The 24,060-nt window shown below is 36.8% G+C and carries 20 protein-coding genes; 12 read left to right on the top strand and 8 right to left on the bottom strand.

What is annotated here, in order from left to right:
* Positions 1-27: 27 nt before the first annotated feature.
* From QM524_RS00535 to QM524_RS00525, 3 genes are all read right to left on the bottom strand, one after another.
* Complete coding sequence (locus QM524_RS00535; protein ID WP_283343007.1) at positions 28-438, bottom strand: acyl-CoA thioesterase; 411 nt, start codon at positions 436-438, stop codon at positions 28-30.
* A 109-nt stretch (positions 439-547) separates the two neighbouring features.
* Positions 548-1,597, bottom strand: a complete 1,050-nt coding sequence (mltG, locus tag QM524_RS00530) for an endolytic transglycosylase MltG (protein ID WP_283343006.1) — start codon at positions 1,595-1,597, stop codon at positions 548-550.
* A 45-nt stretch (positions 1,598-1,642) separates the two neighbouring features.
* The gene (locus tag QM524_RS00525) at positions 1,643-2,713 is read right to left on the bottom strand and encodes an Ldh family oxidoreductase (protein WP_283343005.1); all 1,071 of its coding nucleotides are present in this window, start codon (positions 2,711-2,713) and stop codon (positions 1,643-1,645) included.
* Between the two features lie 120 nt (positions 2,714-2,833).
* Here QM524_RS00525 and QM524_RS00520 point away from each other — a divergent pair, with 120 nt between their 5' ends.
* From QM524_RS00520 to QM524_RS00485, 8 genes are all read left to right on the top strand, one after another.
* On the top strand, positions 2,834-3,355 hold the full coding sequence (locus QM524_RS00520; RefSeq protein ID WP_283343004.1) for a DUF4139 domain-containing protein: 522 nt from the start codon (positions 2,834-2,836) through the stop codon (positions 3,353-3,355).
* The gene (locus QM524_RS00515; protein ID WP_095163200.1) at positions 3,315-3,890 is read left to right on the top strand and encodes a DUF502 domain-containing protein; all 576 of its coding nucleotides are present in this window, start codon (positions 3,315-3,317) and stop codon (positions 3,888-3,890) included. Before QM524_RS00520 ends, QM524_RS00515 begins: the two co-directional genes overlap by 41 nt.
* Before the next feature lie 165 nt (positions 3,891-4,055).
* Positions 4,056-5,606 (top strand): FMN-binding glutamate synthase family protein, encoded by a 1,551-nt coding sequence (locus QM524_RS00510; RefSeq protein ID WP_283343003.1) that lies wholly within the window; start codon positions 4,056-4,058, stop codon positions 5,604-5,606.
* Positions 5,607-5,818: 212 nt separating this feature from the next.
* Entirely contained in the window at positions 5,819-6,415 is a 597-nt protein-coding gene (locus QM524_RS00505; protein WP_095163196.1) for a Crp/Fnr family transcriptional regulator, read from the top strand.
* A gap of 155 nt (positions 6,416-6,570) precedes the next feature.
* Positions 6,571-7,089: an NADPH-dependent FMN reductase gene (locus QM524_RS00500; RefSeq protein WP_283343002.1), complete on the top strand. Its 519-nt coding sequence runs from the start codon at positions 6,571-6,573 to the stop codon at positions 7,087-7,089.
* A gap of 53 nt (positions 7,090-7,142) precedes the next feature.
* On the top strand, positions 7,143-9,074 hold the full coding sequence (locus QM524_RS00495; RefSeq protein WP_283343001.1) for an ABC-F family ATP-binding cassette domain-containing protein: 1,932 nt from the start codon (positions 7,143-7,145) through the stop codon (positions 9,072-9,074).
* Between the two features lie 236 nt (positions 9,075-9,310).
* A complete protein-coding gene (locus QM524_RS00490; protein WP_283343000.1) occupies positions 9,311-10,624 on the top strand; it encodes a type IX secretion system plug protein in 1,314 nt (437 codons plus the stop codon).
* Positions 10,625-10,873: 249 nt separating this feature from the next.
* On the top strand, positions 10,874-12,211 hold the full coding sequence (locus QM524_RS00485) for an OmpA family protein (RefSeq protein WP_283342999.1): 1,338 nt from the start codon (positions 10,874-10,876) through the stop codon (positions 12,209-12,211).
* 334 nt (positions 12,212-12,545) lie between these two features.
* On the opposite strand, the gene ychF is transcribed toward QM524_RS00485, so the two are convergent.
* Positions 12,546-13,652, bottom strand: coding sequence for a redox-regulated ATPase YchF (gene ychF, locus QM524_RS00480; RefSeq protein ID WP_283342998.1), 1,107 nt, complete (start codon positions 13,650-13,652; stop codon positions 12,546-12,548).
* Between the two features lie 267 nt (positions 13,653-13,919).
* Positions 13,920-14,237 carry a DUF3276 family protein gene (locus tag QM524_RS00475; RefSeq protein WP_095163185.1) on the bottom strand — a complete coding sequence of 106 codons (318 nt, stop codon included), beginning with the start codon at positions 14,235-14,237 and terminating at the stop codon, positions 13,920-13,922.
* A 248-nt stretch (positions 14,238-14,485) separates the two neighbouring features.
* On the opposite strand from QM524_RS00475, the gene QM524_RS00470 reads away from it, so the two are divergent.
* Both QM524_RS00470 and QM524_RS00465 read left to right on the top strand, forming a co-directional pair.
* Complete coding sequence (locus tag QM524_RS00470) at positions 14,486-15,091, top strand: septal ring lytic transglycosylase RlpA family protein (protein ID WP_095163184.1); 606 nt, start codon at positions 14,486-14,488, stop codon at positions 15,089-15,091.
* Between the two features lie 336 nt (positions 15,092-15,427).
* A complete protein-coding gene (locus QM524_RS00465) occupies positions 15,428-16,327 on the top strand; it encodes a DUF58 domain-containing protein (RefSeq protein ID WP_283342997.1) in 900 nt (299 codons plus the stop codon).
* Positions 16,328-16,533: 206 nt separating this feature from the next.
* Here QM524_RS00465 and QM524_RS00460 read toward each other — a convergent pair whose 3' ends face one another.
* Both QM524_RS00460 and QM524_RS00455 read right to left on the bottom strand, forming a co-directional pair.
* On the bottom strand, positions 16,534-17,898 hold the full coding sequence (locus QM524_RS00460) for a TlpA family protein disulfide reductase (protein WP_283342996.1): 1,365 nt from the start codon (positions 17,896-17,898) through the stop codon (positions 16,534-16,536).
* A 93-nt stretch (positions 17,899-17,991) separates the two neighbouring features.
* Positions 17,992-19,437, bottom strand: a complete 1,446-nt coding sequence (locus QM524_RS00455; protein ID WP_283342995.1) for a DUF4369 domain-containing protein — start codon at positions 19,435-19,437, stop codon at positions 17,992-17,994.
* Positions 19,438-19,882: 445 nt separating this feature from the next.
* Here QM524_RS00455 and QM524_RS00450 point away from each other — a divergent pair, with 445 nt between their 5' ends.
* Positions 19,883-20,659 (top strand): YdcF family protein, encoded by a 777-nt coding sequence (locus tag QM524_RS00450; RefSeq protein ID WP_283342994.1) that lies wholly within the window; start codon positions 19,883-19,885, stop codon positions 20,657-20,659.
* A gap of 180 nt (positions 20,660-20,839) precedes the next feature.
* Here QM524_RS00450 and pfkA read toward each other — a convergent pair whose 3' ends face one another.
* Positions 20,840-21,811 carry a 6-phosphofructokinase gene (pfkA, locus tag QM524_RS00445; protein WP_095163173.1) on the bottom strand — a complete coding sequence of 324 codons (972 nt, stop codon included), beginning with the start codon at positions 21,809-21,811 and terminating at the stop codon, positions 20,840-20,842.
* A gap of 680 nt (positions 21,812-22,491) precedes the next feature.
* Here pfkA and QM524_RS00440 point away from each other — a divergent pair.
* Entirely contained in the window at positions 22,492-24,045 is a 1,554-nt protein-coding gene (locus QM524_RS00440; protein WP_283342993.1) for a DUF5723 family protein, read from the top strand.
* Positions 24,046-24,060 lie beyond the last annotated feature (15 nt).

Genomic DNA, 24,060 nt, shown 5'->3' with positions numbered 1-24,060 from the left:
TTTACTTTCCTTCAAAAAATCTTTAGTTTAGCCCGCAAAATAAGGTTGTAGTAATTGTGTTAGTTCTTTGGGGGCTTTTGTCAAGCGATTAGTTTCACGGTTTACAAAAACCAAGATTGTTTCGCCTGTATGTACTAATTTACCTTCCGTGTTGAATATTTCATAATTGAAAACCACACGTGCCGATGGCATTGTTTGCAAACTGGTCTTAATAGTCAGCAATTCGTCATAAAGTGCTGGAGCGATGTACTTAGACTTGTTTTCATATACTGGCATCATGACACCAGAATCTTCCATTTCTTTATAACTGAACCCTAAACTTCTCAGTGCTTCTACCCTACCAATTTCATACAATCGGGCATAGTTGCCATAATATACATAGCCCATTTGGTCGGTATCGGCATAGCGAACTCGGTAGCTGAATTCGTGAATATACATAAGAATTACGAAATTTTGAGGGAATTGGATGCTTTGATTTAGTACAAAAGCACAAAGACTACAAAGTTGCCACATAGGTCATACTTTATAGTCTTTGAATTTTTGAGTATTATTTTTTTGTGCTATGAATATTGAGTTTATTCAAGGCATCTTGGTAAATACGAGCGTTATTCAAATGATCTTCGAAGCTTTCAGCAAAATTGTGATAACCCGAAAAATCTTCTTTTGCACAGAAATACATGTATTTGTGATGTTCATAATTCAGAACAGCATCAATAGATTTCAAATCTGGTAAGTTGATTGGACCTGGAGGCAAGCCAATTACCTTATAGGTATTATAGGGCGATTTGATGCTTGTCAAGGTACTATTTACACGCTTAATCGTAAAATCTTGGTGTGCAAAAACTACCGTTGGATCGGCCTGTAAAGGCATTTTAGCATTCAAACGATTCATATATACCCCTGCAACTCTTGGTTTTTCGTCAGGTTTCTTGGTTTCGGCCTCTACAATTGATGCCATAATTTGCGCCTGAATTGGATTCAAACCAATAGCCGCTGCTTTCTGTTTACGTTCTTCTGTCCAGAATTTTTTGTACCATCCGTGCATGATGTCAAAAAACTCATTGGGAGTAACTGTCCAATAAACCTCGTAGGTATTAGGCAAAAACATACACATAATGGTCTCATTTGTAAAACCATATTTACGAGCGATTGTGCTATCATTCAGCATTTTGGCAAAAGTCAGTGAATCAAATTGGAAACGATTACCAATTTTATGCACCAAATCTTTCTTCAAACGAATATTATTGAAAGTCAAGCGAATAGCATCTTGGCGACCTGAACGAAGTTTTTTCAACAATTCATAATTACCCATTTCAGCCGTAATCATATAACGACCTTCATGAACATTATCATGAAACTTGAGTAGTTTTGCTAAAAACTTAAACGAAAGCTCATCTCTTACAATTTTGTGAGCATTCAAGGAGTCCCATACGGTTTCGAATGTTGCTCCTTTAGGAATCAACAAAGCAAATCCTTTCTTTTCATCTACCTGATAATTAGGCGTTTTGGCAATTTGCCAAACATAATAAGAGAACATCGCCGTAAATAAAGCAACTGTAATAATCAGATAGCGAATGAGTTTGTTATTCTTTTGCATTTTTGATTTGATAAGCTATTTATCGAGTTAATCTTGAGATTGCTTTTAAAATTTTATACCAAAGCGTGTTGCCAAGGCATTTAGGTCATTAACAACTGGCTCCAATAAATTAATTCCATTGGCTTTACGTTCAGCTTCTAATTCGCGCTCTGGATCGCCTGGGATAATTACATTTTTCCCTTCTACGGCAGGTGCTGCCTTAAAACGATTAATCCATTTGTCCATATCAGCTTTGAACTCGTCAGCAGGACGGAAACCATCAATTCGCATAGCACCTAGGAAGTGTCCAGTACCTTTTCCTACTTGTTCACCTGCAGACATAAATCCAGCTGTAGCAAAAGGTGGAACCCAAGGACCAAAATTTGCACCAGAGAGTACCCCTGAGAAAATATCTACAATCGCACCTAAGCCATATCCTTTGTGAGATCCGTGCTCTCGGTCGCCACCTAAAGGCAACAAAGCACCTCCATTTTTCACAGCATTGGCGTCGTCAGTCGGATTACCATCCTTATCTTGTACCCATCCAAGTGGAGCAGGCGCACCTTTACGTTGTAAAATTTCCATTTTACCATATGCCACTGCCGTAGTTGCAAAGTCAGCAACAAATGGAGGATTTTCAGCCGCAGGAACTGCCACAGCAATCGGATTGGTACCCAATAATTTCTCTTTAGAAAACGTTGGTGTAACTAAAGGAGCGGCATTAGTCATAGCCCAACCAATCATATCTTTATGCAAAGCTTTCATCGCATGATAACCTGCAATACCAAAGTGGTTGGAATTTTGAACCGAAATCCAGCCAGAACCCACTTTGTCGGCTTTTTCCATCGCAATTTCCATTGCTTTTGGTGCAACCACCAAACCCAGTCCTTTGTCACCATCTATAACGGCAGTTGAAGGGGTTTCGTGTATGATTTTAATAATCGGCTTAGGATTGAGTCGACCGTTATCATACAAACGCACGTAGCCGCCTAAGCGAGCGATCCCATGAGAATCAACTCCTCTCAAATCAGCGGAAATCAATACTTGAGACGCCAAAAGGGCATCTTCCTCGCTACATCCAATCGACAGAAAAACCTGTTGGATAAATTCTTGTAATTTTGTATATTGAAAATTCATTATCTAAAACTTTGACTATTCCTTTTGAGATTTCTGTCGCAAAATTACAAATAAATGTTCGTTGAATGACTCTATTTTGAAAAATCACTATTATTAGCCATCATCCTTATTTTGAAGACCTTGAAAAATATTTTGGCAAAATTCTTGCAAAAAACTTTAAAGACGGCACTTTTCACTCTCTTTTTTTGTACTTGTTACAGCATTCTGGCACAAAAAAACAAGTCACAAAAATTACGTCCCATCAACAAACCCGACACGCTTTCATTAAGTGTGGAAGAGAATCTTAGAATTAAAATTAGACGTGATATTAAACATCATACCAAACAGGTAGACGATGAACTTATTCACGAATATCGTTCAATAGCCATTCGTGTTTATAATCCGTGGTTGAAGACTTTAAACATTGTGGTCGGTGAAACTATACCAAACATAAAGGACACTGATCTTATCTTCGAAATGGAAGAAAATTCTGATGCTACTGTTGATTACAATCGAAATAAACTTTTTTGGGATTTTGCACTCAAACCCAAAGAGGCCAAAACAATCGTACTAAGTTATCGAGTTCATTATCCAAAAGGCAAAACCATAATAGATATAAAAAATGTCTTTCAGATTCAAACGTATAAGCGCAAAGCTTTTTAGTTATTTTGTACAAGGGCTACTTTTACTAGCGCCAGTTTATATTACAGGCTACATTATTTTCAACTTACTTTCTTCTCTTGACGAACATTTTTACTTTCATTTTAGAGGCACAGGGCTTGTCGTTCTTTTAGCGATCATCATGGTCGTGGGATTTTTGGGTTCCTCTTTTTTGGCGGTGCCTGTTCTCAAGATTTTTGAAGAAGGACTTTCCAGATTGCCCCTCGTCGGACTCATTTATTTCTCACTCAAAGACCTAGTTGAGGCTTTTGTAGGAGATAAAAAGAAATTTAATCAGCCTGTTCTTTTTACCATTAATAAAGAAAATGGCATCAAAAAAATTGGTTTTATCACCCAAAGCGACCTAAGTTTTTTATCGCTCGATGGCGATGTGATGGTGTACTGTCCACATTCCTATGCGTTTTCTGGTGAGATGATGATAGTGCCCAAAAGCAGTATCATTCATTTGGATATACCATCGTCGGACGCTATGAAAATGATTATTTCAGGTGGCGTATCTCTTACTCAAGACAAGTAAGATTGTATTCATTAATCTTCTTTTTTACAAAAAATATTCGATACAGTTCATGTATCTTAAAACGAGCTTAGAATACACGAATGACTTAAATATAATACGCACATTTGAGTAGTTTAGCGTTTTAATTCTTTTTAACCTAAAGCAACAATAATTCCAATCAATTTTATGGATTTCATTCAAAACTTACACTGGAGCGTCTGGATTGTGATACCGATTGTGGGACTGGCAATCCGTGATATTCTACAGAAAAGGCACACTATCCAACACAATTTCCCTGTGATTGGGCATATCCGTTACATGCTCGAAAAAATTGGCCCTGAATTACGCCAATATATCGTGGCCAACAATCGTGAAGAATTGCCTTTTAATAGAGGAGAAAGAGCCTGGGTATATGCTTCTTCCAAAAAAGAAAATAACCTACAAGGTTTTGGTTCAGATCAAGACTTTAATGCAGTAGGATATATCTTTATCAAACACGCTATGTTGGGATTAAAGCTTCCCAAAGAGCATCCCAATTTGAAAGACCCAAGCGCCGTACCTTGTGCCAAAACTATTGGTGAATATCACAATCGTAAGCGTCCCTACAAACCCTATTCGATAGTAAATATATCGGGTATGAGTTACGGGTCACTTTCAGCCAAAGCCATTGAGTCATTAAATAAGGGTGCCATCAAGTTTGGATGCTATCACAATACAGGTGAAGGTTCATTATCACCTTATCATAAGTTTGGTGCGGATGTCGTGGTAAATATCGGTACAGCTTATTTTGGTGTACGTGATGATGAGGGAAATTTCTCGATGGAAAAACTCATCAAAATGACACAAGATAATCCTTTTATTCGTGCACTGGAACTCAAACTTTCTCAGGGAGCCAAACCTGGCAAAGGTGGCGTTTTACCAGCCTCCAAAATCACCCAAGAGATTGCAGCAATACGTCATATTCCGATGGGAAAAGATGTTATTTCACCAGCATATCACTCTGCTTTTTCTACCATTCCTGAAATGGTGGAGTTTATTGAGCAAATGGCCCATAATACAGGCTTGCCTGTAGGTATAAAATCGGCAGTAGGTAAGTTAGAAATGTGGGAGGAGCTAGCACAATATATGGTAAAAACAGGCAAAGGCCCTGACTTTATTACTGTAGATGGTGGTGAGGGTGGTACTGGTGCAGCACCACACGCTTTTGCAGACCACGTGTCTTTGCCGTTTACTTTTGCTTTCAGCAAGATTTATAAAATATTCCAACGCTATGGATTAGCCGATAAGATTGTATTTATCGGTTCTGGAAAATTAGGATTTCCAGAAAAAGCCATGATGGCATTTGCAATGGGTTGCGATTTGATTAATGTTGGTCGTGAGGCTATGATGTCGATTGGTTGTATTCAAGCACAAGTTTGCCATACCAACCGCTGTCCAACGGGTATTGCCACCTCGAGCAAATGGCTACAAGGAGGCATTGACCCAGCGCTAAAGAGTGAGCGTCTTTATAATTATATGAAAACACTCAACAAAGAAATGCTCGAAATTGCGCATGCTTGCGGTTATGAGCATCCTTCGCAAATGACCATGAAAGATGTGGACATGGCCATGGGCGACAATAACAAAACACAGTCACTAGCGACTACATTTGGATATGACAAAACAGCCGTTCCCTTCAAAGGCGTATCCAACTTATTACAATCGCCCTATCTTGGCGGAAACAAAGCTACAAAATAAGCATTTTCACGCAGTTGGGAGCTTCCTTCCAACTGCGTCCCTCACTCATCACTTCCTATACTTCCTTATCACAAAAAAATTGAATTTTTTGACATTTTTTACGTATTTTACACTTTCATTGAGTTTTTTCATCACTGAATAAACTTCCCTTTTATTACGCCTTTCCAAATTAGTAACACACGCTTTGTATTTAAAACCAGTAAAAAAAATTTATGTACACCCACATTAGAAAAGTAGTTTCACAATTCGTTTCGGAATTTACGAAGGAGGAGTTAGATTTAATTGAAAAGAATTTTTATCCAAAGAAACTAGGCAAGAATGAACATCTATTACAAGTTGGAGATGTGGCAAAGGAGGTGTTTTTCATTAATAAGGGTATCATGAGAAACTATGTCCCAGTTGTAAACAAGGGACAAATCACAAATTATTTTGCAGAGGAAAGCATGTTTAACACTTCGGCTGTGAGCTTTTTTTCACAACAACCCTCATACGAAGCTGTACAAGCAATTGAACCCTGCGAAGGTCTTGCTATTCAGTATGAAGATTTACAAAAGTTGTATGACCGTTTTCACAATTGGGAAAGATTGGGCCGGTTATTTTTACAGGCTATTCTGATGCAGCAAGATTTACGTTTGCGATGGTTTATCGAGAAATCCGCTAATGAAAGGTACGAGGCTTTTTTGCAAACCTACCCTCATTTGATGCAGCGTATTCCACAATACCACATTGCCTCATATTTGGGTATTACTCCAGAATCCTTGAGTAGATTGCGTTCAAGAAGTCATAAAATTTCAGCGGATAAAATATGAGGCAATTCTTCAGAAATTAACAAACTCTTCTACACTTAAACGGTTTTTGACCGCACTCTTCTTGTAAAAGTGCGGTCTATTTTTTTAAAAGGATTGAACTAAAATATTTCCTTAAGAATTAAAAGAGCATAAGTCTCAGCAAAACTTCATAAACCTTGAAAAAAATCGTTGCTATTGTTGGCAGTGCCAGCGCCAACTCTTCCAATTTGGCTATCGTCAAGTATCTAGAATCTTTATCTTCAAGTGAAATTGACTTTGAGATTATTGATGACCTAAAACACTATCCCCACTTTGCTCCTGAACTTTCTGTCGAAAATACACCAGTCGAAATAGTCCAGTTTCGAGCGAGTATCGCAAAGGCAGACGGGATTATTATTTGTACTCCCGAATATGTGTTTTCGATTCCAAGTGGTTTAAAAAATCTATTAGAATGGTCGGTATCTACTGTTATTTTTTCCGATAAACCTGTTGGATTAATTACCGCCTCCGCCAATGGAACCAAGGGCCATGAAGAGCTTCAATTAATTTTAAGAACATTAGGAGCATCACTTCATGACAACACTCAGTTGTTGATTCAAGGAGTAAAAGGAAAAATAACGCCAGAAGGAATCATAACGCATCAGGAGACGAAGAGTTTATTGGAAGAGTTTTATGAAAATTTTCTTAATGCCTAATTAGCATACACCGCGTTATCCATCAAGTCCACAATTTCCACTATCTTTGTGATATGTTATCTATTAATAATTTATCATTCTACTTCGGGAGTCGCCCGATGTATTATGAAGCCAACTTACACATCAAACCTAAAGATAAAATCGGTTTGATTGGGGCTAACGGAACAGGGAAATCAACTCTTTTGCGCCTTATCTCAGGCGAATATCAGCCAGACGGTGGAAACATCTCAAAGTCAGGCAATTGCACTATCGGATTTTTGAATCAAGACTTACTCTCTTATCAGTCCGACGAATCTATTCTCTCGGTAGCTATGCAGGCTTTCGAGCGTCAGAATTTCCTGCAAAAAGAAATCGACCGTATCCTGCACAAAATGGAAACGAATTACGAGGATACTGATGTCGATAAATTAGCTAGAGTACAAGATGAATTTGATGCCTTGGGTGGATATACCATGCAATCTGAAGCTGAGGCGATTCTGGAAGGTTTAGGGTTTACTACCGCCGATTTGAGTCAACCGCTTCGTACCTTCTCTGGAGGCTGGCGTATGCGTGTGATGCTTGCCAAATTACTCTTGCAACGACCGTCTTTATTGATGCTCGATGAACCTACCAACCACCTTGACTTACCATCGATTGAGTGGGTAGAAAACTATATCAATAATTATGAAGGAGCTATCATCGTAGTATCTCACGACCGTTATTTCTTGGATAATACCGTGAATACGATTGTGGAAGTCACTGGTTCTAAACTGATCCAATATTCTGGAAACTATACATTTTACGTGGAAGAAAAAGCCATGAGAAATGAAATCCAGAAGGGTGCTTACGAAAATCAGCAGGCAATGATTCGTCAGACTGAACGTTTTATTGAGCGTTTCAAGTCTAAAGCCACCAAAGCTCGTCAGGTACAATCACGTGTGAAATCATTAGCGCGTTTGGATGTGATTGATGATGTGATTGATGAAGCTGCAAAAGTGAATTTCAAATTCAATTTTGGTACTCAGCCGGGGCGTTTTATCATGAATCTGGAAGATGTAAGTAAAGCTTATGGTTCTAAGCGTATTTTGAGTGGTGCGAATGCTGTAATCGAACGAGGCGACAAAATTGCGCTAATTGGTGCCAACGGAAAGGGAAAATCAACCGTTTTAAGAATCATTGCTGGTACCGAAACCCTTGATGGCGAACGTAAGCTTGGTCATAATGTAATCGACTCCTTCTTTGCACAACACCAACTTGAAAGTTTGGATGTCAATAACACACTTTTGGATGAACTAAAGATGGCAGGGACTGCCAAGCTTGAAACAGAATTGAGAAGTGTTTTGGGCTGTTTCCTATTCACAGGTGAAGATGTATTCAAGCGTATCAAAGTACTTTCAGGAGGTGAGAAATCAAGAGTAGCATTGGCAAAAGTTCTTATTTCTGAAGCTAACTTTTTATTGCTGGATGAACCTACCAACCACCTCGATATGATGTCGGTGAATATCCTAATTCAGGCATTACAACAATACGAAGGTAGCTATGTAGTAGTTTCTCACGACCGTTTCTTTGTTTCCGAAATTGCCAATAAAATCTGGTATATCGAAGATGAACAAATCAAGGAATATCCTGGAACTTACGATGAATACGAAATCTGGCAAGCCGAGCGCCAAGCCAATGCCGCACCTTCACCAGTAGAGAAAAAAGTAGAGGCTCCTAAGGTCGAAGTGAAAACTCAAGTAAGTGATTTTGCTAAAAAAGAAGCTCAAAAACAAATCAAAAAGCTAAATCAAAAAGTAAGCGATATGGAAGATAAAATTTCGAAATTAGAGGAAAAGAAAACTGATTTAGAGCATCAATTAGGCGACCCTGCAATTTATAATGATAATGCAGCGTTAGCCAAAGCAAATGCTTCATATCAAGAGGTTCAGCAAAATCTAGCACAAGCCAATCAAGATTGGGAATCAGCGATGATTGAACTAGAAGAAGTGGAAGCGAGCATAAACTAATGAATGATTGAGTGGTTGGGTGAATTGATTCGAAACAGTCGCTCAATCATAAGCAGAACTGCATCAAGGATTTTAAGAATCATCTATTTCGGATATTAGATATTGGATTTCGGAAGTGTAACTTACTTTATTTTGTAAAAAACATTGGTATTTCATTTCCGAAATCAGAAATCCCAAATCCGAAATTGTTTAATAATTCGCGTACGCTACTAAATTTACCAATACTCCGTTTATCTATGTCCAATATGATCTTATCTATGAAGCCTGTTTTTGGTAAAAACTTACTAAAAACAGGCTTATTGCTTTTAATAAGTTTTGCGGTATTTGCTCAAAAAGGCAAAACGTTGATTTATGATAATCAGATTTATGAGCCTTATATCAAAACGCCGCTCCTCTACCCTCTTGACGGTACAAATAACGTACAGGCAACCTTGAATCCGCCCGTAATTGGTCTTAACAATAATCAAAATCTTAAACTAGAATTTGATTGTTTGAACCCAGCAGTGCAAAATTTTCGAGTTAAAATCTTTCATTGTAATGCCGACTGGCAACCATCATCACTGAATGAAATCGAATATCTTTCTGAATACAATGATATTCCGATTTATGATTACTACAACTCTTTTGCTACCAAAATCCAATATAATCACTTTAGTTTGGTATTGCCTAAAGTACGTGTTTCGGGCAATTTTATCGTGATGGTTTACAAAAATCGGAATGAGAAAGATATAGTTCTATCCAGAAGATTTCAAGTGTATGATAGTCGTGTAAGTGTAGGTGGAAAAATCGTCTTTTCGAATGTTCCCGACAAACGTCGTACGCACCAGCAGGTCAATTTTGCGATTAATTATTCAGGATACGAAATTCTTGATCCTAAGAATGACTTAAAAATAATTATTCGTCAAAACTTCCGAGACAATAAAACCATCAAAAATCTTCAGCCTTTTATGATTGATAATTTTAATAGAAAACTAGATTATCAGTTTTTTGATGGCGAAAATAGCATTGAAGGCATCAACGAATTTCGCTTATTTGACATTCGAAGTTCACAACAAAAGTTGGTTGGAATTTCGCATATTTCTTATGGAGATAGAGAAAATGTCTTTGAGCTTTTTACCGACAAGCCTCAAAACGGATTGGCATATGTAGACACGAAAGACTTTGATGGAATGTTTGTGATTGATAATTACGAAACCAATAGAGGTTCCACCGATGCAGACTATGTTCGGGTTAGTTTTCAGTTAAAAACTGATTCATTAATCAATAAAAAAGTATATATTTTGGGTGCATACAATGATTGGAAGCTCAATGAAAGCAACCAAATGCACTATGTCCCCGAAAGTAGCTCCTACGAAGCCTTTATTCAACTCAAACAAGGTATCTATAATTTTCAGTATATTACCGTAGACAATAAAGGAACTGTGAACGAACGTGATATTGAAGGTAGTCATTCACAAACTGAAAACTCGTACGAAATCTTTGTATATCACCAATCTATAGGTGGACGAGCAGATAGTTTGGTAGGATATTCGCTCATCAAATCAAGGTAAGAATTAGTACATAATTGCGATTTTTTAGTATAAAATTTTCTATCTCAAAACTCTACACTCAATCCGAATTAATATACTTTAGGCTATAAGCCGTTGGTGTTAGGTAAAAGCTCATACCAATCCATAAAAAATATTTTAACGAAAGCCAATAGCTGAAAGCTGAACGCCAAATACTTAAATTTTATAACCCATAGATCCAAAACCCATTATTTATTAAGTCCAAACTCAATCAATAATCATATCCGTCTTATGAAAAAACTTCTCATTATTTTAGGATTTGTTCCATTTTTCCAAAGTTGTATTAGCATGCAACCAAGCGGAGCATATGGAGGTACAGATAGTGGAAATAGTGGTGGCAATCAATATCCAACTCAAACACCAACACCCCAAAAGTCAAATACGAGTATCCGAATCAACAATGTTCGTCTGACCAATCAATATACCATTTTGGATATGAGCTTCAGAAACTCAGACCCAACTACACGCGACCCACAAACAGGTCGGGTGAGTACTATCCCAATTGCGATTAGTGCTGAGTCACGATTATTAGCTTCTAATGGCAGATCTTTTCGCTTTATCAAATCTGAAGGTATTACAATTGCTCCTCAAATGACACAGGTTTCGGCGCAGCAAGAAGTGAATTTTAGTGTTTATTATGAAAGACTAAACCCTGGGATTGAAATTTTTGACTTGTTTGAGTGCGAGGATAGCAATGGTACAGAATGTTGGAACTCGTACAATATTCGCGTGAGTAATCCTGCGACTTCACAGAATTATCCTCAACAACCCAACAATACCCAAACCTATCCCAATAATACTCCAACGTATCCGAATAACACACCTAGTTACCCTTCGAATACACCATCCATTCCAGCACCAAGTGGCTCAAATGATACCCCTACTAAAAAACCGAAATCTGGAAAAGTGGGTGAAGTAGACAATAGTACAAAACCAACTGAAGCTAATACCATTTTGGTGATGGGAATTGTACGTGATGCCAAAACGAAGAAAGCAGTGAGTGCAACTATTAATTTTGTCCAAACTAACACCAATAAAAAAGTAGACTCTACCCAAAGTTTTGTCAGCACAGGAATTTATCGCTCTAATCTAACTGCTAATCAATCCTTTGTGATTACTGCCTATGCGAGAGGTTATGCTACATTTACAGAAACTATTGATTTGAGTAAATTGGCGGTTAATGGCAAATTGAATAAAGATATTTACTTAAATCCACTGGCTGTAGGTGATAAAATCACCTTACAGAATATCAATTTCGAACTATCAAAATCAGATTTATTACCAGCCTCTTTTATAGAACTCGACAAGGTAGTAACCATGATGAAAGATTTTCCACAAATGGAAATCAGACTCGAAGGGCATACTGATGTCGTTGGTGACCCCGAAGCCAATCAGGAACTTTCGGAAGAAAGAGTTGAATCTTGTAAAAATTATTTGGTCAAAAAAGGAATAGCGCCAACTCGCATCCAAACGATTGGTTACGGTAGTTCAAAACCTATTATCAAAAGTGGAACTGAAGAGCAACGTAAAGTAAACAGACGTGTAGAAATGAGTGTATTGAAGATGTAAATCTGAGAAATTTCACTACTGAAGCTGTTTAAACTTTTGTAGAATTGCTTGCGTCAGCAATGAATTTATACTGTTTGAGCGAAGCGAGTTTATAAATTCTTGAATTTTTTGTTACTTTTTGTTTCAAGACAAAAAGTAAGGCTAAGAATGAATCCCAAAAACTGCTTTTTGAAAAGTTTATACAGCTTGACTAATAAAAAATGACGGCTTTTGAGAGTCGTCATTTTTTATTAGTCAATATTTTATACTCAGTAGCAGGAATTAAGATCTCTGCAGCAATTGCCTTCTAATTTTGAGTACTCAAATAACTGATTTACTATTAACTTTCTATTATCTACACGTTGAAACGGAAGTGCATAATGTCACCATCAGCAACTACATATTCTTTACCTTCTACGCTCATTTTACCCGCTTCTTTACAAGCAGCTTCAGACTTATATTGCTGATAATCAGTCAATTTAATTACCTCGGCACGAATAAAGCCACGTTCAAAGTCGGTGTGAATTACACCTGCTGCAGCAGGAGCTTTCCATCCTTTTTGGATAGTCCAAGCACGAACTTCTTTCACACCAGCGGTGAAATAAGTAATCAAGTTCAACAAAGCATAAGAAGCACGAATCAATTGAGAAAGACCCGATTCTTTCAAGCCATATTCTTCCAAGAACATTTGACGTTCGTCCAAATCCTCAATTTCAGAGATTTGAGACTCAACTGATGCACAAATAACAATAACTTGAGCATTTTCGTCAGCAACTGCTGCTTTCAATTCCTCCACGTATTCGTTTGTTCCAGATTGAATCGAAGTCTCATCAACGTTTGCTACATAAATAACAGGTTTGTCAGTCAACAAGAACAAATCACCGATAGCCTCTTCTTTCAAATCAGCGTCTATATCTTGAACCGTTCTTGCTGATTTACCCATTTCCAAAGTCGACTTGTATTGGCTCAAAGCCCCAACAATTTGTCTTGCTTTGGCATCACCAGCTTTGGCAGCACGTTCAAATTTTTGCAATTTTTTATCTACTGACTCAAGATCTTTCAATTGAAGCTCTAGGTCAATAATTTCTTTATCAGAAACTGGGCTAACACGACCCTCAACGTGTACGATATTGTCGTCGTTGAAACAACGCACTACGTGAATAATAGCATCAACCTCACGGATATTTGCCAAAAATTTGTTACCCAAACCAGCACCTTGAGAAGCACCCTTTACCAAACCTGCAATATCTACAAATTCGATTACTGTTGGCAACACACGTTGTGGGTTTACCAATTGCTCGAGAATTTGAAGACGTTCATCAGGAACAGTCACAACACCTACGTTGGGCTCGATGGTACAGAAAGGATAGTTGGCCGCTTCGGCTTTATTAGAAGAAATTGCACTAAACAAAGTAGATTTTCCGACGTTCGGCAAACCTACGATACCGCATTTTAAACCCATTGAAGTTTTGTTATTGATAGGGCCAAGCGAAACAAATTCATCTTGGCGTTTTAAATTCTTTGATTTTGGAGGTGCAAAGTTACATGAATATTCCTGTAACAACAAAAAGCCTCTGAAAAATCAGAGGCTAAGTCTTTTTAGAGAGCATACTAAGTAGAAAAGGTCAATAGTGTAGCAAGTACAGCGTCTTACATAGAGCTGCTCTCTTACGATTCATCATAGCTTGAGTACACTAGAATAAACTTGACCTAGCATTCAATTTTCTGCCTACTCCCACTTTAGTTCACTACCAAAACCTTCGTCTTCTTCACGGTTGAATTGTGAAAAATCTACATCTGGTAACAGTTCATGCTTCACATGATCAACGGCTTCTCTTAAGCCTTCCAAAAACTTATCGAAGTCCTCTTTGTACAAGAACATCTTGTGTTTTTCGTAAGCAAAGCCATCATCTTTTTGGTAGCGACGACTTTCAGTGATGGTAATGTAATAGTCGTTTGAGCGAGTTGATTTCACATCGAAGAAATACGTCCTTTTCCCCGCTCTAATGCGTTTTGAAAACAATTCTTCTCTTTCTCTTTCTTCCACTGTACTATTAAAATTTAGGGTTTATGGATTGGTAAAAGTAAAAATTTTATTGATTCTAACAAAAAAATCGAATAAAATAAAATTTGCATTTTGGACTTTTAAACTAAATATTTATCAATAAAAATATAACAAAACCAATAAATATTTTTATTTTGATTCCAAAAAGCATAGATTTGTAAATAGTGCCTTTTTCTAGTAATAACAAACTCTTTCTCGCACATTCATCAAGTATATACTAATCACTTACAATGAAGAAACAACACTTTGGAATTCTCAAGATTTCGTTGATTCTAACTGTAGCCTCCACTGCAAGTGCACAAAAACTAGGCGACGAATCGTATGGAATTGCCTCTTTTTATGCCAATAGCTTTTATAACAAGCCCACGTCTACTGGTGAGATTTTGAAAGAAAATCAATACACAGCAGCGCATATGACCCTGCCCTTCGGAACCATGTTGGAAGTAACCAATCTTGCCAACAAACGCTTCGTTATTGTACGTATCAACGATCGTGGACCTTACAAACCTGGTCGTATAATTGACCTCACTGAGAACCCAGCTAAGTGGCTCAAAATGAGAAAGGATGGTTTGACTAATGTAAGGCTGAAAGTTGTAGGTTTTGATGGAGATATCATGCTCGAATCATATGACTCTTTGCGCGTAGTTGCCACTCCTAGGTTAGAATCCAAATACTATCAAAAACCTATTTTACAGCATACTAAGTACTACCGTTTGCGAAAAAATTGGCATAAACGTAAATATCCTCATCTCAAAAAAAGGCGTTTGAAGGTAAACTCTTATCTACGAAAATTAGCCAGAAACAGGAAAGCTGAACAAAAAAATAAGCCAAAATAGTCGATACTCAAAATAGGAAGGTTCAGACATTTATCACAGTCTTTTAAACAATTTCGATAGCATTTTGTACGTTTAGCACTTGGCATTGAGGCGACAGTCTACTAATAAAACCTATCTTGACTTACAGGTTTTGGGGAGAATAAAAATTGTAAATTTTAAAGATAATGATTTTTGTCTTTATTAAACTTTTTTTAGAATTGGGGCGTTAAAGGATAATTCTTAACTTTTATCTTTTTTATGCAGCCTTTTAGACTTTTCTTGCAAAGACATATGCCAGACCAAGAAAGTTTGTAAATTGGCACAATATTAGACTACTGCCTTCTATACAACAAAATTATGGATTTAGCGAAAATCAGAGAATACGGAAATATTGAATTCTTGGCCAAACAAATGGTTGAGGGGTTTATTACAGGTCTACATAAGTCTCCATTTCATGGCTTTTCGGTAGAATTTGCCGAACATAGATTATACAATACTGGCGAAAGTACGCGACATATTGATTGGAAAGTTTATGCCAAAACCGACCGTATTTATACCAAGCGCTATGAAGAGGAAACTAATTTACGTTGCCATTTGCTCATAGATACCTCTTCCTCGATGTACTATCCTGCTCCTGGTTATGGCAAAATTACTTTTTCTATTATGGCTGCAGGGGCACTGGCATATATGCTTCAAAAACAAAAAGATGCTGTTAGCTTAACAACTTTTTCGGATAAAGTAGAGATTCAAACTCCTATAAAATCAACACCAACGCATATCCACAAGATACTTTTGGATTTACAGGAGTTGATGCAAAAGCCTGACGCTTCAAAAAGTACAGGAGTCGCCTCTGTGATTCATGAAATTGCAGAGAAAATCCATCGTCGTTCTCTGGTAATCTTGTTTAGTGATATGTTTGACAATATTACCGAATCAGAAAAGCTGTTTTCAGCGCTACAACACCTCAAACATAATATGCATGAGGTATTGATTTTTCATGTTACGGACAAAAAAACCGAGTCCGATTTCGCTTTTGAAGATCGTCCTTATGAGTTTATTGACTTAGAAACAAACGAAAAGATTAAGCTGAATCCCGCACAAGTAAAAGATGATTATCAAAGAGTATTACAAAGTTTTTATCATGACTTAAAGCTTCGTTGTGGGCAATATAAAATTGATTTTATTGAAGCGGATATAGCTCAGGGCTTTGAGCAAATCCTTTCAGCATATTTGGTTAAACGAGCCAAAATGAGGTAAAAATAGGAATCATTCTTAATTGAGTGAATGAGTGATTCTTTTATCAATCTGTATTCTAGCTGTAGAGAAGCAATGTTTTGCATCTTAGACCTAATTGGTTATAACATAGAAATATCAAAAAAGCGGTCAGAAAACAGTTTTCGATCGCTTTTTTTGATAAAAATTTGGAGAATAATCTAAATTCAAAAATTCGGTATAATTCATATTCACTTTCCTAAGTATCTCACTACAATTTGTTCCATATCTTCAATCGCTAGATTTCCTTTGCCGACAATTCTTTTCTCTTTATCCAAAATATAAATTGTTGGAGTATATTGAGCATCAAACTCTTGGAAAAAGTTGACATTCCCTGTCTGATCAATCACATTGACAAAATCTTGGGTTTGATAATGTTTGATAAATTCTCCCCACGTATCCAAATCATTACCAAAAATTGGAGCAAAAACCTGCAAGCCTTTATCGGCGTATCTTCTATGTAATTGCACTAATTGTGGGGTAAAATTCTTACAATGACCGCAATCAGCTGCGTAAATATATAATATGGTACAATCTGCTTTTTGAGCGTGTAAAGTCTGTTCCTTGCCTGCCAAATCAGTCAATTTCACATCAGGTATTTTACTGCCTATCAAAAGCTTTTCTAGATAAAACACTCTTTGTTTTACTAATTTGATAGTGTTTTCATCCCATAATTGAGGTTCTTGCAGATAGTACTTTTTCATCATATATACAAAAACTGCATCATGCCCCATGGTTTTGCTTGTCTCGAAAAAACCTGTTGTTTTTGTAATCAAATATTTCCGCATAGCGGTATTTCGCCCAGCTTTTTCAATAATCTTATTGGATAGAATGATCAAAGAATCAATTGGCAAAAAGGTAAGAGGCTCAAAATAGCTTGCCACATTTTGATGGATATAAGGCGTGCGAATCATTCGGTCGTCGGTCAAATCAAAATTATCGAAGAAATGATTGACGAAAAACTTATTAGACCAAAGCGGGTCTTCTTGTCCATTGGATAATTTAGGTGCTTGTGGCAAATCCATTGGCATGGTCGCTTTGATGAGCTTTGACGCAAATGTACCTGCAAATGCCGTAACAAACTTTTTACGATACTGCTCTAACTCATATTGTATTGCGTACTTTTTATTGATAGAAACCGAATCTGTTTTAGTTTCTAACAATGCTATTTTAGCGCCTTCTCTGACAATTTTCTGTTGGTAGCTATAAAACAAGTCATTTTCTCTCGACCCTGTAAACTTAATGGTATTAACTAGGTCTTTGGCATCTGCTTCAAACGAAAATTGCTGCTCCACAACCAGAATATCAATACTTTTCCAACCTCCAATCATTAGGTTATATAGCCCAGGTTCTAGGTTTTGTTTTGCCTGAAATACCACTACTCCATTGGCATTTACTTTCGCAGAATCTTGAACATAGTTTACATCTTCGTAATAGTACGTCAAATAGCAAACAGAGTCTCGAAGGTTTTTAAATTTTGCTTCAATGCGAAATTGGGCAAAAAGCTGGCTAGATAAACAAACGAATGAAATGGTTAGTAGGTAAAAATATTTCATAAAACTAGTGATAAGTATGGTTGAAACGGAGGGCTAATACTACAGCATCCAAAAATAACAAATGGCACAGCTTGGTAGGCTGTGCCATTCGAATTATTTTTTAATATTTTGTTTTTTATGGAAATCTATAAAATCTTCAATTTGTTCAAGTGGTAGTCGCTTGGCTATAATTTTTTTGTCTTTGTCCAGCACATAAATCACTGGAGTAGCGTACACATCAAAAAGATTTTTAAAATCGGTATAGTATTCTTCTTTGCCCGTTTGAGGGTTTTTATGAATATCTATCCCATTAATCATCGATTCAAACTTAAACTCTTTGATAAACTTCTTCCATTTGGAAGCACTACGATCAATAGATGCGGCTAATACTCTAACATTTTTCTGTTTAAGGGCAGGATACATTTTTGCCAATTTAGGAGCGGATTCTCTACAATGGCTACACTCAGGGTCGTAAATAAAAACCACAGTATAATCAGCAGGAATACGACGAATATCAATTTCTCTTCCGAGGGTATCTGTCAAATACATATCAGGAAAAGGCTTGCCATTTAATAAAGGTTTTACAATCGCAATTCTTTCTTTCATTTTGCGCACTGTACTTGTATCCCAAAGTGCTGGCTCGCCAATGTAGTATTTTTCAGCCATGTGAACAAAAGCGCCATCTACACCCAAAATTTTAGGGTTTTCGTACGAACTAGTGATTTTATATATCGTGTAGCGACGAATATCTCTTCCTTTTACTTTTGATAAAATTTTATCAGCCTCAAGTGAAATTGAATCTGATTGTTGAACCGTCAAGTCCTCAAAATATCTTTCTAATTTTTTCTGATAAAATGGCGTTCTCATCAAGCGCTCATCACCCAAGTCGAAGTTGTCCCAGAAATGTGACTTATAATAAGAGAACTGAAACTGATACATTGCCGACGAGTCAGCTTTAGTAACTATAGGTTTGCCATAGGCTGGAACTTCTGGTTCTTGCGCAGCTTTAATCAATTTGACTACAAATGAACCTTTATTTTGTTCTAACCAAGTCTTCTGAAACGACTCTATGTCAGTTTGCTGTTTTTTGAATGCTGCCTCAGAACCAGCATCTTTCTTTTGGCGACGCATAGCATCTAATTGCTTAAGCTTTTCAAACTTAGAAGACATTTCTTGTTGAAAGCCAAAAAATAATTCATTTTCTTTCGAGCCAGTTACTTTCATTTTTCCAATTAGATTGGTCGTATCTGTTTCAAAAGAAAAATTGGTATTACCAATCACCACGTCCAAGTATTTGCCTTTGGGTAAAGCAATCAAATACAAACCTTCTGGTAATTCTTTAGTGCCTTTAAAATGAAATTGTCCGTAACTATCTACTTTTGCAGTATCTTTTATGACTTGTTGGTTGTACCCAAAATAATGCGCAAGAAAGACAGTTGTGTCTTTAATACCATTAATTTTTCCTTTGATTGAAAAACTGCTTGGTGTTTGGGCAAAGCTTTGTGAACCGAACAATAGGACAAGAAGGAATAGAAAAATTTGTTTAGAATAATGCTTCATTTTATGTAAGTAAGATTGAAATAACAATTTATGTAAGTTAATATTGTATATCGAGCCAAGTGTAATTTTTATCTAAATTCTGTTCATCGAACTCTTACACAGGAATAGTAAATGGGGAGTTACAGTCCTGCTAAGTAATAGTGTAAAGTAAGATTAAGTAGGCACTAGACAAAGAATTTTAAACTTTTTTTAATAGCCAAAGACATGCTTTTTACAAAAGCCCAGCGCCGTTAGCCGATACCTGAAAGCCTAATGTCAAACGCTATTATGAATAATATTATCAAAGTAAACCAAGTGAAATTCTGTAATATGCCAAAAACACTTGATTATTTCCTCTATTTTAGATTCGAATTTACAAATTTATCTAAACTTCCTTTCAGATGAATAGGAAGCCTATCAAATACTTTCAAATTTATCTGTAAGACATATTTATCCCTACCAAACAATGTTTTTTATCCTTTCCAAACTCTTGTTTTACATATTCATGCCTATCAGTTTGATTACGATAACGCTTATTTGGGGCATTATCACCAAATCTTTGAGGCTTAAGAAAATACTACTTTGCACAAGTTTGGGAATCCTGCTACTATTAGGAAACAGTACAATTGTCAATTGGGGATATCATTTATGGGAAACGCCTCCTCCAACAAGTCCATTCGCTCAACGATATGATGTTGGAATTATTATTTCGGGAGGCATGATGATGAATCGTGAGTGTAATCGTGAACAAATTTTTTCAGGAAAAACTGCTGATAGATTTCTTCAACCTTTGAGAATGTATAAAAGAGGGCTATTGAAAAAGATTATTATTTCGGGCGGCGATGTCAGCATCAATCCATTGAACAATGAAAATGATTCTGAAACTGCTAAAACACAACAGATTTTAATAGAATTAGGTGTAAAACCCGAGGATATTCTCTTAGAGACTAGAGCACGTAATACGAGAGAAAATGCCCTTTATTGTGCTCAAATTTTACATAATTTTCCTCAACTCAAAACAAGTGTACTATTTACCTCCGCCTTTCATGGACGAAGAGCAATAGGTTGTTTTCAAAAAGCTGGTCTGAATACCACTTTATACAGTTGTGCCATACGAGCACTAGACATGGGATATACACCCGATACACTTATTATGCCGAGTGAACAAGCCTTAGCTGAGGCTTATCAGTTAATCCACGAAATAATTGGGTATTGCGTTTATAGGGCAATGGGATATTGCTAAAAGATAGGACAGAATGCGGTAACACTCATCTTTTGAGTGAAAAGTATATAGTGAAAAAACTCACTACCACTCTTCACCCGAAAAATTTTATTTTACAGAAAATCTGTAAAACCTTATTTCAGTATTGCATGGCTAGAGCTTTGGCACAATGCCATGAGCTCTAGTTTTTGATTTAGAATCTTATCGAAGAATCGATGCCATTCTCAACAAATCACTATTGATTAATTTTTTCTTGGTAATAGTGTCGTGGAATGGTGTGTAAATCAACTCATCATTTACGATACCAGCCATTACATTTTTCTGTCCATTCAACAATCCTTCTAATGCACCAAGACCCAAACGACTTGACAAAATACGGTCATAAGCAGTTGGACTACCACCACGTTGGATGTGACCTAAGTTGGTAACACGGATATCTACAGGTACGTCGATAGTTGCTTTAATTTTTTCTGCAACCTCAGCAGCATGACCTTCCTCGTCACCCTCTGCTACAATTACAATAGAAGAAGATTTCTTTCTATCAAAACCAGCTTTCAAAACAGATACCACATCCTCTACCGTTTGTCTTTCTTCAGGAATCAAGATAGACTCGGCACCACCAGAAATACCAGACTGCATAGCGATATAACCAGAGTCACGACCCATTACTTCGATAAAGAAGATACGATCATGCGAATCAGCTGTATCACGGATTTTGTCGATGGCATCCAAAGCTGTATTTACAGCAGTATCAAAACCAATGGTGTAATCAGTACCATACAAATCGTTATCGATGGTTCCTGGTGCTCCAACCGTTGGAATTTGGAATTCGTTAAAGAAAATCTCAGCTCCTGTAAAAGTACCGTTACCACCAATAGCAATAAGGCCATCGATACCATGTGCTTTTAGCTGATCATAGCCTTTTTTACGACCTTCGGGAGTCATAAACTCTTTTGAACGAGCTGATTTCAGGATAGTACCACCACGTTGAACGATGTTACTTACTGATTGAGAATTAAGAGGAATGATATCACCTTTGATCATTCCGTTGTAGCCTCGGATAATACCGAACATCTCAAGGCCATAATGTAAACCCCCACGTACAACCGCTCTAATACAAGCATTCATACCCGGAGCATCACCCCCAGAGGTAAATACTGCGACTCTTTTCATATAGACAATTTATTATTTTTAGTCGGTTAAGCTAAATCCCAAATATTATTTGCTTTTTATGCAAATCACTGCAAATTTATTGCTTAAAAACGAGGTTTCGAATCATTTTCGCAAAAAAATAGCGCAAACAGTTGCAAAAGCATCAATTATATCATTTTTTCAATTTTTTATATAATTTTTTCACTTCAAAAATAATATACTTAGAAATATCCAAGACCTCACTTAAAATTATACAACAATTTTACGAGTATTTTTTGACTCTAAAAAAAATCTCTTCATTTATCCCAAATCATTATTTGATTAATCCAAGACAAACCATATTTAGAAATCGACTCGTTTTAACTTTGGTTTTACTACAGTAAGTACCAATATTTAAACGTTTAATCAAAACGTTTTGCAAAGTAACAGACTAATTAACGAATTTTGTCTTGAATTAGGGGTTAGAATAAAATTAAATTATCAAAAAGAAACTAAAATGGCTTTATAAAATTATCATACAATAATGAATCTATATTTAGAGTTTAATATTCAGTCCGATAGAATTGAAGCTCTTTCGAATAAATTAAACCAACCTTATTACATTTGCACCCACAAATAAGTATTATACTTTATTCCTCTCACACCGACTCGTTACCCATACATAAATCAATCGTTAAAACAACTCATAGGCTTTATAATACATGTTAAAAAGATTACTTGCCCTAATAGGTATTTGCTTCTTGCCAATTATCTCACAAGCACAACAATGGTTAGGTATTGCCAACAGTAACTATGCAGGTACAAATGCGATCTATGTAAATCCTGCTAATGTTACAGATTCTCGATATAAGTTTTACTTGAATATTGCTGCCAACGATGCATTTGCTACCAATAGCTATTTTAGATGGAATGCGCCTTATTCGTATTTATCAATGTTTACCAATAGCGTTTCTGATACTTATCGTAATGCAAAAGGGGTAATTGTTTATAAAGATGAATATTTGACTCCCAACCCCAATGGCTCATTTGAGTCTGTATACGCACTTACTGACACACGTGGCCCTTCGGCTCTTTACACAATCAACGAAACTCGTTCTGTAGCATTGACAACACGTGTACGTGCAGGCATGAGCGCTACCAATGTAGATAGTGATTTTGCACAAGCCATGTACTATGGAATTGATAATGTGCAACCAAGTACCGCAGGGTATGACCTCAAAAACATGATGGTCAATCTTAATAGCTATGCAGAAGTTGGAATAACCTATGGACAAACGTTGATTGACAACGACGAGGAGTATATCAAGGTTGGTGTAACGGCGAAACGATTAGCGGGAATATATGCGGCTTATGCGCTCATTACTGAAGCAAATTATCAAATTATACCTGATTTTAGAAACCCTGTAAATAATACCCTACTGATTAATTCGCTGAAGCTTCAATACGGTTACACCGATGAAGATGCCTTGAAAAATGCAAGTCCTTCCTTAGGTTGGTTGTTGGGAGGAGACGCAGCTGGTGGTGGCTGGGGCTTAGATCTTGGATTTGTATACGAGTACCGACCTGATATAAGCAAATATACTTATAGAGAAAAAGGAAGGCGAAAACTCGATGCGAGCAAAAACAAATACAAATATAAGTTTGGAGCATCGCTAAACGATATTGGATACCTCAATTACAATAACCAATTCTATGCTAACAGCTGGGATTTATCCATTAATAATACATCCTTTACAAGAGAAGATTTTAGAGGCTCTCGCGGATTTGATGCCTTGTTTAATCAAATCAACAATAAATTAGGAGCAGGGCCTGGTAACAATGAGCAACAGTTCATGACAATTTTGCCTGCTACCTTGCAAGTCACCGCAGATTATCAAGTAAAACCTCACGTATATGTGGCGGGGTATTGGGTTCAAAATTTAACTACTAGCAAAACCAGAGGACTAAGAACACCCTCCTTGCTAAGTATTACCCCACGATACGAAAGAAAATGGGTAGAGGTAAGTATGCCTTTAGTATTGTTCGATAATTACAGCAAATTTGGTTTTGGTTTAGCAACAAGACTTGGGCCAGTATTCATAGGTACAGATAACCTAGGTTCATTATTGAACTTGGGCAATCCCAAAGGATTTGATGCGTATTTTGGAGTAAATTTACCGATATACAGCAAAGGGCCAACCCTCCCAAATTCATGCTGGTATGAAGAAGACAGCGAAAAGTCTATTTTTCAGAAAATGATGTTTTGGAAGAGATAAAAAACATTTATTTAA

The organism is Flectobacillus roseus, assembly GCF_030056595.1.
Classification (GTDB): Bacteria; Bacteroidota; Bacteroidia; order Cytophagales; family Spirosomataceae; genus Flectobacillus; species Flectobacillus roseus.
The sequence above is the reverse complement of the archived record's forward strand: the minus strand, read 5'-3'. Positions and strand labels throughout refer to the sequence as shown.

What these genes read in the sequence shown, in the direction of transcription:
- pfkA (WP_095163173.1), bottom strand. Translation starts at nt 21,811, where the DNA reads ATGAAAAGAGTCGCAGTATTTACCTCTGGGGGTGATGCTCCGGGTATG.
- QM524_RS00495 (WP_283343001.1), top strand. Translation starts at nt 7,143, where the DNA reads ATGTTATCTATTAATAATTTATCATTCTACTTCGGGAGTCGCCCGATG.
- QM524_RS00485 (WP_283342999.1), top strand. Translation starts at nt 10,874, where the DNA reads ATGAAAAAACTTCTCATTATTTTAGGATTTGTTCCATTTTTCCAAAGT.
- mltG (WP_283343006.1), bottom strand. Translation starts at nt 1,597, where the DNA reads ATGCAAAAGAATAACAAACTCATTCGCTATCTGATTATTACAGTTGCT.
- ychF (WP_283342998.1), bottom strand. Translation starts at nt 13,652, where the DNA reads ATGGGTTTAAAATGCGGTATCGTAGGTTTGCCGAACGTCGGAAAATCT.
- QM524_RS00455 (WP_283342995.1), bottom strand. Translation starts at nt 19,437, where the DNA reads ATGAAGCATTATTCTAAACAAATTTTTCTATTCCTTCTTGTCCTATTG.
- QM524_RS00505 (WP_095163196.1), top strand. Translation starts at nt 5,819, where the DNA reads ATGTACACCCACATTAGAAAAGTAGTTTCACAATTCGTTTCGGAATTT.
- QM524_RS00535 (WP_283343007.1), bottom strand. Translation starts at nt 438, where the DNA reads ATGTATATTCACGAATTCAGCTACCGAGTTCGCTATGCCGATACCGAC.
- QM524_RS00460 (WP_283342996.1), bottom strand. Translation starts at nt 17,898, where the DNA reads ATGAAATATTTTTACCTACTAACCATTTCATTCGTTTGTTTATCTAGC.
- QM524_RS00470 (WP_095163184.1), top strand. Translation starts at nt 14,486, where the DNA reads ATGAAGAAACAACACTTTGGAATTCTCAAGATTTCGTTGATTCTAACT.
- QM524_RS00465 (WP_283342997.1), top strand. Translation starts at nt 15,428, where the DNA reads ATGGATTTAGCGAAAATCAGAGAATACGGAAATATTGAATTCTTGGCC.
- QM524_RS00510 (WP_283343003.1), top strand. Translation starts at nt 4,056, where the DNA reads ATGGATTTCATTCAAAACTTACACTGGAGCGTCTGGATTGTGATACCG.
- QM524_RS00490 (WP_283343000.1), top strand. Translation starts at nt 9,311, where the DNA reads ATGTCCAATATGATCTTATCTATGAAGCCTGTTTTTGGTAAAAACTTA.
- QM524_RS00525 (WP_283343005.1), bottom strand. Translation starts at nt 2,713, where the DNA reads ATGAATTTTCAATATACAAAATTACAAGAATTTATCCAACAGGTTTTT.
- QM524_RS00440 (WP_283342993.1), top strand. Translation starts at nt 22,492, where the DNA reads ATGTTAAAAAGATTACTTGCCCTAATAGGTATTTGCTTCTTGCCAATT.
- QM524_RS00515 (WP_095163200.1), top strand. Translation starts at nt 3,315, where the DNA reads ATGTCTTTCAGATTCAAACGTATAAGCGCAAAGCTTTTTAGTTATTTT.
- QM524_RS00450 (WP_283342994.1), top strand. Translation starts at nt 19,883, where the DNA reads ATGTTTTTTATCCTTTCCAAACTCTTGTTTTACATATTCATGCCTATC.